Origin of the sequence: Pseudomonas sp. 3JA, assembly GCF_036961705.1 — a bacterium.
Classification (GTDB): Bacteria; Pseudomonadota; Gammaproteobacteria; order Pseudomonadales; family Pseudomonadaceae; genus Aquipseudomonas; species Aquipseudomonas fluorescens_Q.
The window spans coordinates 100,587-110,884 of record NZ_JBAMDJ010000021.1 but is presented as its reverse complement, the minus strand read 5'-3'; the positions used below and the strand labels follow the sequence as shown (position 1 = coordinate 110,884).

11 protein-coding genes are annotated in these 10,298 nt (G+C 61.4%); 3 read left to right on the top strand and 8 right to left on the bottom strand.

Annotation, left to right across the window (positions count from 1 at the left end; genetic code table 11):
• Positions 1-185: 185 nt before the first annotated feature.
• Entirely contained in the window at positions 186-1,373 is a 1,188-nt protein-coding gene (gene nhaA / locus V7773_RS17670; protein ID WP_092223190.1) for a Na+/H+ antiporter NhaA, read from the bottom strand.
• A gap of 266 nt (positions 1,374-1,639) precedes the next feature.
• Here nhaA and V7773_RS17665 point away from each other — a divergent pair, with 266 nt between their 5' ends.
• The gene (locus V7773_RS17665; protein WP_336074284.1) at positions 1,640-2,734 is read left to right on the top strand and encodes a PLP-dependent cysteine synthase family protein; all 1,095 of its coding nucleotides are present in this window, start codon (positions 1,640-1,642) and stop codon (positions 2,732-2,734) included.
• Positions 2,735-2,882: 148 nt separating this feature from the next.
• On the opposite strand, the gene V7773_RS17660 is transcribed toward V7773_RS17665, so the two are convergent.
• Positions 2,883-4,496 carry an NAD(P)/FAD-dependent oxidoreductase gene (locus V7773_RS17660; RefSeq protein ID WP_336074283.1) on the bottom strand — a complete coding sequence of 538 codons (1,614 nt, stop codon included), beginning with the start codon at positions 4,494-4,496 and terminating at the stop codon, positions 2,883-2,885.
• Between the two features lie 245 nt (positions 4,497-4,741).
• A complete protein-coding gene (locus tag V7773_RS17655; RefSeq protein ID WP_092144308.1) occupies positions 4,742-5,416 on the bottom strand; it encodes a COG3650 family protein in 675 nt (224 codons plus the stop codon).
• A 176-nt stretch (positions 5,417-5,592) separates the two neighbouring features.
• Here V7773_RS17655 and V7773_RS17650 point away from each other — a divergent pair, with 176 nt between their 5' ends.
• The gene (locus V7773_RS17650) at positions 5,593-5,964 is read left to right on the top strand and encodes a hypothetical protein (protein WP_336074282.1); all 372 of its coding nucleotides are present in this window, start codon (positions 5,593-5,595) and stop codon (positions 5,962-5,964) included.
• Positions 5,965-5,993: 29 nt separating this feature from the next.
• On the opposite strand, the gene V7773_RS17645 is transcribed toward V7773_RS17650, so the two are convergent.
• Positions 5,994-6,593 carry a short chain dehydrogenase gene (locus V7773_RS17645; RefSeq protein WP_336074280.1) on the bottom strand — a complete coding sequence of 200 codons (600 nt, stop codon included), beginning with the start codon at positions 6,591-6,593 and terminating at the stop codon, positions 5,994-5,996.
• Positions 6,594-6,697: 104 nt separating this feature from the next.
• Between V7773_RS17645 and V7773_RS17640 the strand changes: the two genes are divergently transcribed.
• Positions 6,698-7,612: a LysR family transcriptional regulator gene (locus tag V7773_RS17640; protein WP_063322668.1), complete on the top strand. Its 915-nt coding sequence runs from the start codon at positions 6,698-6,700 to the stop codon at positions 7,610-7,612.
• An 83-nt stretch (positions 7,613-7,695) separates the two neighbouring features.
• Here the strand turns inward: V7773_RS17640 and V7773_RS17635 are convergent, their stop codons facing one another.
• The 4 genes from V7773_RS17635 to V7773_RS17620 are packed head-to-tail and all read right to left on the bottom strand — an operon-like array spanning position 7,696 to position 10,129.
• Positions 7,696-8,175, bottom strand: a complete 480-nt coding sequence (locus V7773_RS17635; RefSeq protein ID WP_336074279.1) for a DoxX family protein — start codon at positions 8,173-8,175, stop codon at positions 7,696-7,698.
• Positions 8,172-8,930 (bottom strand): HvfC/BufC N-terminal domain-containing protein, encoded by a 759-nt coding sequence (locus V7773_RS17630; RefSeq protein WP_336074278.1) that lies wholly within the window; start codon positions 8,928-8,930, stop codon positions 8,172-8,174. Before V7773_RS17630 ends, V7773_RS17635 begins: the two co-directional genes overlap by 4 nt.
• Positions 8,927-9,796, bottom strand: a complete 870-nt coding sequence (bufB, locus tag V7773_RS17625; RefSeq protein ID WP_092144203.1) for an MNIO family bufferin maturase — start codon at positions 9,794-9,796, stop codon at positions 8,927-8,929. Before bufB ends, V7773_RS17630 begins: the two co-directional genes overlap by 4 nt.
• A 27-nt stretch (positions 9,797-9,823) precedes the next feature.
• Positions 9,824-10,129, bottom strand: coding sequence for a BufA1 family periplasmic bufferin-type metallophore (locus V7773_RS17620; RefSeq protein ID WP_063322664.1), 306 nt, complete (start codon positions 10,127-10,129; stop codon positions 9,824-9,826).
• Positions 10,130-10,298 lie beyond the last annotated feature (169 nt).

The window sequence follows — 10,298 nt, the reverse complement described above, 5'->3', positions numbered from 1 at the left end:
CCGTAAGGGCGGAACCCTAAGTAGCCGTTACCGCAGAAACGGATATACACACCAACCCTACTTCTATTTTTCCATTAATTACTACTTTCCTAAATACCGGTAGGGACGGATATTGAGGACCCAGCACGACTTAAAGACAGATCGCTACACCGAAACGATGTAGCGATATGTCGTGTTGGAAAGTATCAGGAAGACAACGCAGCACGCTTGCGACTGGCCGCCGCCGTCACCGCATAACCCAACAACGCCGCCAGTATCGAACCAGTGAGAATCCCCATCCGGTCCATGCCCGCATAATCGCTGACACCCGGCTCAAACGCGAGGGAGCCAACGAACAGGCTCATGGTGAACCCGATACCGCACAGGATCGCCACCCCCAATACCTGGCCCCAGTTAGCGCCAAGGGGCAGGCTGGCGATGCCGATTTTCACCGCCAGCCAGGTCAGGCCGAAGACGCCGACGGTCTTGCCCAGCAACAGGCCAATGGCGATACCCATTGGCACATGATGGGTGAAGCTTTCGACGGTGACGCCGCTCAGGGACAAGCCGGCGTTGGCGAAGGCGAACAGCGGCAGGATGCCATAGGCCACCCAGGGATGCAGGGCATGTTCCAGGGTTAGCAGCGGCGAAGTCTCGGCGTTTTTCGTGCGCAGCGGGATGCAGAACGCCAGGGTCACCCCGGCCAGGGTGGCATGGACACCGCTCTTGAGCACGCAGACCCACAGAATCAGGCCGACAACCATGTAGGGTCCGAGTTTGACCACGCCCATCCGGTTCATCGCCACCAGGGCGGCGATGCAGGTTGCCGCCAGTATGAGCGACAGGCTGGACAGGGCGCCGGAGTAAAAGATCGCGATGATGATAATGGCGCCCAGGTCGTCGATGATCGCCAGGGTCATCAGGAACAGCTTGAGCGACACCGGCACCCGCTTGCCCAGCAAGGCCAGCACGCCGAGGGCGAACGCGATGTCGGTGGCCGTCGGAATCGCCCAGCCGGCGAGGGCGGCCGGGTTGTCGCGGTTGAGGAACCAGTAGATCAGCGCCGGCACGACCATGCCGCCAATTGCCGCCGCACCCGGCAGGACGATTTGCGAGGGTTTGGACAGTTGCCCATCGAGTACCTCACGTTTGACTTCGAGGCCGATGAGCAGAAAGAACATCGCCATCAGGCCGTCGTTGATCCACAACAACAGCGGTTTGGCGATCTTTAGCGCCCCGACCTGGGCCACTACCGGCGTGTCCAGCAAGCCGTTGTACAACCAGGAGAGCGGCGAATTATTGATGGCCAGGGCCAACACGGCGGCGGCGATCAACAGCAGGCCGCTGGCCGCTTCCAGTTGGAAGAAACGCGTCAAGGAATTACGTAGAGGCATGATCGCTCTCCCTATCGAATCAAAAAGATGGCACACCCTAACCCGTACTGTTAGTTGTTAAAACAAAAGTTATATTCTTTTTTGTTATATGTCGTTACGACGCGTGCGCCGCACAGTCGGGCAGTTGCGGCGCATATTGGACCTTAGCTGTACCTGTGCGTGATGTCGGTTTTTTCCTAAGCTTGCGCCTGGTTTTTCCGAGACCACGTCGCGCCTGCATGACCGTCAGGTTTCCCCGCGTCGAACCGAGCCAGTGAGAGGACACCATGAACGACCACCGCCAGTGGGCGCGCGAAGCGATTCGCATCATTGAGGCTGACTTCCAGCGCAGTGCCGATACACATCTGATTCCCCTGCCGCTGCCAGGTCTGCCGGGAATCGAGCTGTATTTCAAGGATGAGTCCAGCCATCCCACCGGCAGCCTCAAGCATCGGCTGGCTCGTTCGCTGTTCCTCTACGCATTGTGTAACGGCTGGCTCAAGCCCGGCGCGCCGGTGATCGAGGCTTCCAGCGGCTCGACAGCCATTTCGGAAGCGTACTTTGCAAGGCTGCTCGGCCTGCCCTTTATCGCGGTGATGCCGGCGACCACCTCCCGGGAAAAAATCGCACAGATCGCTTTCTATGGTGGCCAGAGCCATCTGGTGGACGATCCTACGCAGATCTACGCCGAGTCCGAGCGCCTGGCCCGTGAGCATGACGGTCACTTCATCGACCAGTTCACCTATGCCGAGCGCGCCACGGACTGGCGGGCCAATAACAACATTGCCGAATCGATCTTCCAGCAGATGCGCTTCGAGCGACATCCGGAGCCGAGCTGGCTAATTTCCAGCCCCGGCACCGGCGGTACCACAGCCACCTTGGGACGTTATGTTCGCTATCGCCAGCATGGTACCCGCGTGCTGTGTGCCGACGCCGAGCGGTCGGTGTTCTTCGATTACTACCGCAGCGGCGATGCCAGCCTGCGCCTGGATTGCGGCTCGCGAATCGAGGGTATCGGCCGGCCACGGGTCGAGGCGTCGTTCTTGCCGAAAGTCATCGATGCGATGGTCAAGGTGCCGGACGCCTTGTCGCTGGCGGCCATGCATTACCTGGCCGAGCGTCTGGGACGACGCGTCGGTGGGTCCAGCGGCACCAACCTGGTCGGCGCGCTCATGGCGGCCCGGCAGATGGCCGATGCGGGGGAGTCGGGGTCGATCGTGGCGATCTTGTGTGACGGCGGCGAGCGCTACGCCACGACCTATTACGATCCGGCATGGCTCAAGGCCCAAGGCTATGAGTTGAGCGGGTTGATGGACATCGTGGCGGCATGTGTGGAACGGGGCGAGGCGCTGCCGGAGAGTGTGTTGCGGGCCAATATCTGACCTTGAAGGCACTGAGGTCTTTTGTGGGAACGGGCTTGCTCGCGAAGGCGGTGAGTCAGTCAACTTATCGGTGAATGATGTACCGCATTCGCGAGCAAGCCCGCTACCACAGGGTCATGCTGTCTACTTAGGCTGAGTCATTAACCCCTCAGGCCTTGAGGCCAAGGATATCCCGCGCCACGGCCTCGGCAATCCGGATCCCGTCCACCCCCGCCGACAGGATCCCCCCGGCATAACCGGCGCCTTCACCGGCCGGGAACAGGCCCTTGACGTTCAGGCTCTGCAGCGATTCGTTGCGGGTAATGCGCAGTGGCGACGAGGTGCGGGTTTCGATGCCGGTCAGCACGGCGTCGTGCAGCGAGTAACCGCGAATCTGTTTCTCGAACGCTGGCAGGGCCTCGCGGATGGCTTCGATGGCAAAGTCCGGCAGGGCCAGGGCCAAGTCGCCCAGGGATACCCCTGGTTTGTAGGAAGGTTCGACGCTGCCCAGTGCCGTAGACGGTTTGCCGGCAATGAAGTCGCCCACCAACTGCGCCGGGGCTTCATAGTTACTGCCGCCGAGGACGAAGGCGTGAGATTCCAGGCGTTCCTGCAACTCGATGCCGGCAAGCGGGCCACCCGGATAATCCACTTCCGGAGTGATCCCGACGACGATGCCGGAGTTGGCGTTGCGCTCGTTGCGTGAATACTGGCTCATGCCGTTGGTCACGACGCGGTTCGGCTCGGACGTCGCGGCTACCACGGTGCCGCCCGGGCACATGCAGAAGCTGTACACCGAACGACCATTCTTGGCGTGGTGCACAAGTTTGTAGTCGGCGGCGCCAAGTTTCGGGTGACCGGCGTACTTGCCCAGGCGCGCGCTGTCGATCAGCGACTGCGGGTGTTCGATACGGAAACCCACCGAGAACGGCTTGGCTTCCATGTACACGCCGCGGCTGTGGAGCATGCGGAAGGTGTCCCGAGCGCTGTGGCCCAGGGCAAGGATCACATGTTTGGAATGAATCTGTTCGCCGCTGGCCAGTTCGACGCCGACCAGTTGGCCGTCCTCGATCAGCACATCCGTGACCCGCTGCTGGAAACGTACTTCGCCGCCCAGGGCACGAATCTGCTCGCGCATGGTTTCCACCACGCCTGTCAGGCGGAACGTGCCGATGTGCGGCTTGCTGACATAGAGGATTTCTTCCGGAGCCCCGGCCTTGACGAATTCGTGCAGGACCTTGCGGCCAAGGAATTTCGGGTCCTTGATCTGACTGTAGAGCTTGCCGTCGGAAAACGTCCCGGCGCCGCCTTCACCGAACTGCACGTTGGATTCGGGGTTGAGCACGCTTTTGCGCCACAGGCCCCAGGTGTCCTTGGTGCGCTGGCGCACTTCCGGGCCGCGCTCGAGGATGATCGGCTTGAAGCCCATCTGCGCCAGCAACAGGGCGGCGAAGATCCCGCACGGGCCGAAGCCGACCACGATCGGTCGCTCGCTCAGGTCGGCCGGTGCCTGGCCTACCACTTTGTAACTGATATCCGGCGCTTCGTTGACGTTACGGTCATCGGCGAACTTGCGCAGCAGGCTGGCTTCATCGCGCACCGTCAGGTCGATGGTGTAGATGAAGCACAGTTCGGAAGATTTCTTACGTGCGTCGTAGCTGCGCTTGAACAGGGTGAAGTCGAGCAGGTCATCGCTGGCGATGCCCAGGCGCTGCACGATGGCAGGACGCAGGTCTTCTTCGGGGTGGTCGATTGGCAGCTTGAGTTCGGTGATTCGTAACATGGCGGGATCCGGTTCGCGGGGCGCACAACTGCGCCAAGGCGTTTGAAGCGGGCGATTATAAGCCGCAATCGCCGGTTCCCCTATAACGCTGTTCACTTAAAGCGGCTGTGACGCCGTCGTGGCGAGGGAGCGGGGACGGTATGCTGCCGCGGATCGATCGTTCCCACGCTCCCGCGTGGGAATGTCGCCAGGGACGCTCCGCGTTCCGCTTCTGGACGACGTGAAGCTGCGGTGACGCCACGCAATCAGTCGTCGCGCGCGCCGCCGAAGTAGGCGCAGCCGCGTTGGACCTGGCCGTTGACCCGCAACTCGGCGCTCATGTGTTGCACGCTGTTGCTGACACTGTCGACACAACGCGCAGGTGTGACCCAGAGTTCGACTTTCTGGCCGTTGGCCTCGGTGCCCAGGTTGAAGCGGCCATCGCCCAATTGCTCCTCGACGTAAGGCACCGCCAGCGGCGGCTGGCCTTCGCGGTCCAGCACCAGGCCCTTGCCACTGGCCTTGAGGGTCCATTCCGGGCTGTGTCCTGCGGCGCGCAGGATCACTCGTTTGAAGTCAATGTCTTCGCAAGCCGTTCCCGAGCGTTCCAGGCGATACAGCTGTTCAACGTCCAACTGACTGTCGGTGCCGGCCGCTGCGCTGGAGACGATGCGACCGCGCACATCGGCAAACAGTTTGCCCTGGTCATCGGCCAGGCTGGCGGCCTGCTGCAGCACGCTGGTGCCGCCGCTGTCGTTGACGATGTAGCGGCGCTGTTCCTGGCATGGCTGGAACACCAGTTTGCCATCAGCTGCGGTGAGCTCACCCTGCATGCGAGTCTGGCCCGCATGGGACGCGCTCTGCCGTGGGGCTTCGAGCAATTGGCAGCCGGTGAAGATGGAGAGGAGGGCGACAAGCAACAGGGAACGGGCGGCACGCATCATTGGGTCTCCAGACAAGTGCCGCCACGTTACTCAGACTGATTCTACAGTACAAGCCATCAGGCAAACCTGGCGGGCCAGCAAGGTCTTCGCGGTTACATTGCGAATCATACCGATGGCCTGGGCAGGGGGGCGGATGCAGTAGGCTTCGCGGGTTCCTGGCCTAGGGGTGGCATATGAAAAAGACACAGCGATTCATGTTCATAACCTTGGGGATGACCGCGGCGTTGCAATGCATGGCGGCTGATATCCATTTTTCGTCCGCTTCGGATTTCACGGAAATCGATTTGAATCTCAAGCGTGCGGATGGCATCGACCTGAGAAACGTGACGTTGAAGGTGGCGCTTGCCCCCGACGCCCAGCGTCGCTTGGCAAGGGTTACTCGAGAGGAAATGAACAAGCCCCTGCGCTTGTACATCAATGGTGTGTTGGTCAGTACCGCGACAATCAAAGGGGTGATTGAAAGTCCCGAGGTCGTGATAGGCGTGCCGCGTGAGGTCGCCTCTTCATTGATACCCACATTGCTCGAGCCGTCGGCGCCCCGATGAAATCAGGCGCGCCTGCGGGCGTCCGTTTCTCAACCCACGTGATAGGTCTGGCCGGTCTGCAGGCCTTCGACGCTCTTGGCGTAGGCCAGGGCGACATCGGCGGCCGGCACCGGCTTGTAGCCCCGGAAGTAAGGTGCGTACTTGTCCATGGCCTCCACCAGCACGTTCGGGCTGACCGAATTGACCCGCAGCCCCCGGGGCAACTCGATGGCCGCGGCGCGCACGAAACTGTCCAGGGCGCCGTTGACCAGGGCCGCCGATGCGCTGCTCTTGATCGGGTCGTGACTGAGCACGCCGGTGGTGAAGGTGAAGGAGGCACCGTCGTTGGCGAATTCGCGGCCGATCAGCAGCAGGTTGACCTGGCCCATCAGCTTGTCTTTCAAGCCCAGGGCAAAACTGTCTTCGGTCATGTCAGCCAGGGGCGCAAAGGTGACGTTGCCAGCGGCGCAGACCAGGGCATCAAAACGGCCAGTCTTCTCGAACAGGGCGCGAATCGAGGTGCTGTCGCTGATGTCCACCTGCAGTTCACCGCTGTGGCGGCCGATCCGAATGATTTCGTGGCGCGGCGACAGTTCGTTATCGATGGCCGAGCCGATGGTGCCGTTGGCGCCGATCAACAGGATTTTCATGAGCTGTTCCTCAATGGGTTGAATGAGTTTTCAGTCTAGAGGGGTTCTTTCCATGGATAATCATGCTAATAGGCAACCTTTGGTTTTCAATTGGAAACAATCCAATGAGCGAAATGGATGACCTGGCGGCGTTTGCCGTATTGATGGAGGCCGGCAGTTTCACCCTGGCGGCCCAGCAGTTGGGGTGCAGCAAGGGCCAGTTGTCCAAGCGCATCAGTCTGCTGGAGAAGCGGTTTTCGGTGGTGTTGCTGCAACGCACCACGCGGCGCCTGAGCCTGACGGCGGCAGGGGCGGCGTTGCTGCCCCAGGCTCAGGCGTTGCTGGTGCAGGTGGAAAGGGCCCGTCAGGCATTGGCTCGGTTGAAGGACGATATTTCCGGGCCGGTGCGTATGACGGTGCCGGTTTCGTTGGGCGAAACGTTCTTCGAAGGCTTGCTGATGGAGTTCGCTCGTACGTATCCCAACGTGCAGATCGAGCTGGAGCTCAACAACGGTTACCGTGACCTGAGCCGCGATGGCTTCGACCTGGCGATCCGTTCCGACGCCGCCATCGATGAGCGATTGGTGGCCCGGCCACTGCTGGCGTGGCACGAAATGACCTGCGCCAGCCCGGCCTACCTCGAACACTATGGCGAACCCGAGACGCCCCAGGCCCTGGCCGAACACCGTTGCCTGCTCAATAGCCATTACAGCGGGCGGGAAGAATGGCTGTATCACCAGCAACACGAACTGTTGCGGGTCCGAGTGTCGGGGCCGTTCGCCAGTAATCACTACAGCCTGTTGAAAAAAGCCGCCCTGGCCGGTGCCGGAATCGCCCGTCTGCCGTCGTATCTGCTGCATGAAGAGTTGGCTGACGGACGCCTGCATTGGCTGCTGCGCGATTACCAGACCCGGCGCATGCCAATGTACCTGGTGCATCCCTACCAGGGCGGCCTGCCCAAGCGCACCCAGGTGCTGGCTGATTATCTGATCGACTGGTTCAAGCGCAGTGGCGAGGCGTTGGATCGGCTGCAGCGATAGTCCATCCGTTGGACAACCCTGTGGGTGGCTTGGATGTTTCGACCTGTCCAGATCCCCTGTGGGATCTGTAAGAGGATCTGTGTTCAGCCGTGGGTGTAACGCTTGGCTATCAAGTGATCGATCGACAACACCCCAGGCCCACGGGCCATCAGGTAGAGCAATACCGCCGCCCAGGTACCATGGGTCGGGTAGGCGTCCGGGTAGACGAACAGTTGGATGGTCAAGGTCATGCCCAGCAAGGCCAGCGCTGAAAAGCGCGTCGCCAAGCCAAGCAGGATCAGCACCGGAAATACATGCTCGGCAGAGGCCGCCAGGTGCGCAGCCAGTTCCGGCGACAGCAACGGCAGGGCGTATTCGCTTTTGAACAGGGGAATGGTCGAGTCCGCCAGCCGCGGCAGACCGATCTGGAAAGTGCCGTCGACCAGGTCGATGGCCAATCCTTCGATTTTGGTCTGGCCGGATTTCCAGAACACCGCGGCAATCGAGAATCGCGCGATGAAGGCGATCAGGCTGTGGGGGATTTTCTCCAGCCATTGAATGAAACCGGCAATCAGGGCGTTCATGGGGATACCTGTTCAGCTAGGAGGTAAGTGATAGCGCTGTGACGAATGAGCCCCGCCAGGGTCTGTTCCAGGTCGAGGTCGATTGAGGCTTCAATGGCAGCGGCCAGGGACAGCCCCTGTTGCAGGGCGGTGATGAACCCGTGGGCCGCGTGATTTATCGCGAACACTTGCACCTCGAGGCCGTTGCGCAGCACCAAGGCGTTTTGTGCAGAAAACGCCTCGAACGGCACGGGTGTCTCGTGCTGATGGGCGGCCCAGATCGTCACCACGGCGAAGGGCGAGTGCAGCAGCCGCAGTGACGGGTGCAGACCGATCTTCAGGTGCTTTGTCTGTGTGGCGGACGACAGCACCTCGACGATCCGTTCTGCGGCCATGGGCTCGGCGTCGGCGGCATGCCAGGCCTGCACATGCAGTCGCTCCAGCCGAGCGACGTCCGCCAGGTAAGGCACGCTGGCGGCGGGTTCGAAGTGTTCGATGAAGCCGGCGAAATCATCCCCGTAGTCGTTCATCACCGGGCTTCGCGGTGGTGCCGATTGGACGTAGACCCCAGCCATGCCTCGGAAAAATTCCTCGCCCACCAGTTGCGCCACCACCGGGTAATTGTCGGCCAGGGCGTTGATCAATGAGCTGAGCACGTTGTTGCGGTACACCGCGAAGCGACTCTGCGGGTCGGCGCCGTTGGCGCTGAGCAGGCCGGAGGGGCAAGCCTTGCGCGGGTCGAGCAGGGCGGCGGCGAATGTGCACTGGTCGCTCATGATCGGGCTCCAACGGCATTTAAAAGCTGATCGGCCTGGCGCGCTTCGGCCAGCAGCACTTCCCATGGGGGGATGTGGTTGTCGCGCTCGATCAAGGTGGCTACCGGCCCGGTCTGCGCCAGAACCTTGAGGTACAGTTGCCAGACTGCGTTATCGATTGGCGCGCCGTGGTCGTCTATCAACAGGCGCTCGCCAAGGCTGTCGGTGTCTTCGGCAAAACCGGCCAGGTGGATTTCGCCGGTCGCTTGCAGGGGCAGGGCGTCGAGGTAGGCCAGTGGATCGCGGCAGTGGTTGACGCACGAAACGTAGACGTTGTTCACATCCAGCAGCAGGCCGCAGCCGGTACGACGAATGACTTCGCTCATGAAGTGCGGCTCGTCGAGTGTCGAGGCTTCGAACGCCAGATAGGTCGCCGGATTCTCCAGCAGCAGCGTACGTTTGAGGCTGGATTGCACCTGGTCGACGTGTTCGCAGACGCGGTCGAGGGTCGCTTCGTCGTAGGCCAGGGGGAGCAGGTCATTGAGGAACACCGGGCCGTGGCTGGACCAGGCCAGGTGTTCGGAAAAGGATTGGGGCTGATAGCGGTCGATCAATGCAGCCAGGCGCTGCAAATGCGCGATATCCAGCGGCCCCTCCCCACCGATCGACAGGCCGACACCGTGCAGCGACAGCGGGTACTGTTCGCGTATCCGCCCCAGGAAGTGATGAAGCGGCCCGCCGGCCACCATGTAGTTTTCCGCGTGCACTTCGAAAAAGCCCAGGTCCGGTCGGGCCTGGAGTATCTCGCGAAAATGCTCGCTCTTGAGCCCCAGCCCTGCCCTTGGCGGCAGCCGGTTATCAGTGGCGAGGGATGGGGTATTCAACATGGTGGCAGAGGCCTCAGGCAGATGCGATCAGGACTTGGCTTTGAACGCTTCGAGCTGGCCGAAACCAGTCGGGGAGGTTTCGCTTTTGGTGGTGGTGCAAGTGCCTTTGGGGACCGATTTCCAGGCGTTGCCCTGATAGTCCATTTTTGCCGTACCGGCGCAGGTGGTGCCGGCGCCGGCGGCGCAGTCGTTCTTGCCTTTGAGGGCAACGCCGAAGCATTTTTCCATGGTGTCGTCGGCTGCGTGGACGGTCGAGACGGCTGTCATGCTCAGGGCAGAACCCAGGGCCAGGATCAGGGCGGTGGCGGACAGGGTGCGGGTCGAAGCAGTCATGATGATTCTCCAGTCATTCAGGGAAATGAACCGGCGTCAGCGCCGGTCTGCTGAACTAGAGAAGGGAGGTGGGGGAGTGTTACAGCGGACTCTCGATTTTTTTTATGCACTGCAAAACCCTGTGGCGAGGGAGCTTGCTCCCGCTGGGTCGCGCAGCGGCCCCAAGATT

Bases quoted from the DNA above. Each gene is read 5' to 3' on its own strand.
- nhaA (WP_092223190.1), bottom strand. From the start codon at position 1,373: ATGCCTCTACGTAATTCCTTGACGCGTTTCTTCCAACTGGAAGCGGCC.
- V7773_RS17665 (WP_336074284.1), top strand. From the start codon at position 1,640: ATGAACGACCACCGCCAGTGGGCGCGCGAAGCGATTCGCATCATTGAG.
- V7773_RS17660 (WP_336074283.1), bottom strand. From the start codon at position 4,496: ATGTTACGAATCACCGAACTCAAGCTGCCAATCGACCACCCCGAAGAA.
- V7773_RS17655 (WP_092144308.1), bottom strand. From the start codon at position 5,416: ATGCGTGCCGCCCGTTCCCTGTTGCTTGTCGCCCTCCTCTCCATCTTC.
- V7773_RS17650 (WP_336074282.1), top strand. From the start codon at position 5,593: ATGAAAAAGACACAGCGATTCATGTTCATAACCTTGGGGATGACCGCG.
- V7773_RS17645 (WP_336074280.1), bottom strand. From the start codon at position 6,593: ATGAAAATCCTGTTGATCGGCGCCAACGGCACCATCGGCTCGGCCATC.
- V7773_RS17640 (WP_063322668.1), top strand. From the start codon at position 6,698: ATGAGCGAAATGGATGACCTGGCGGCGTTTGCCGTATTGATGGAGGCC.
- V7773_RS17635 (WP_336074279.1), bottom strand. From the start codon at position 8,175: ATGAACGCCCTGATTGCCGGTTTCATTCAATGGCTGGAGAAAATCCCC.
- V7773_RS17630 (WP_336074278.1), bottom strand. From the start codon at position 8,930: ATGAGCGACCAGTGCACATTCGCCGCCGCCCTGCTCGACCCGCGCAAG.
- bufB (WP_092144203.1), bottom strand. From the start codon at position 9,796: ATGTTGAATACCCCATCCCTCGCCACTGATAACCGGCTGCCGCCAAGG.
- V7773_RS17620 (WP_063322664.1), bottom strand. From the start codon at position 10,129: ATGACTGCTTCGACCCGCACCCTGTCCGCCACCGCCCTGATCCTGGCC.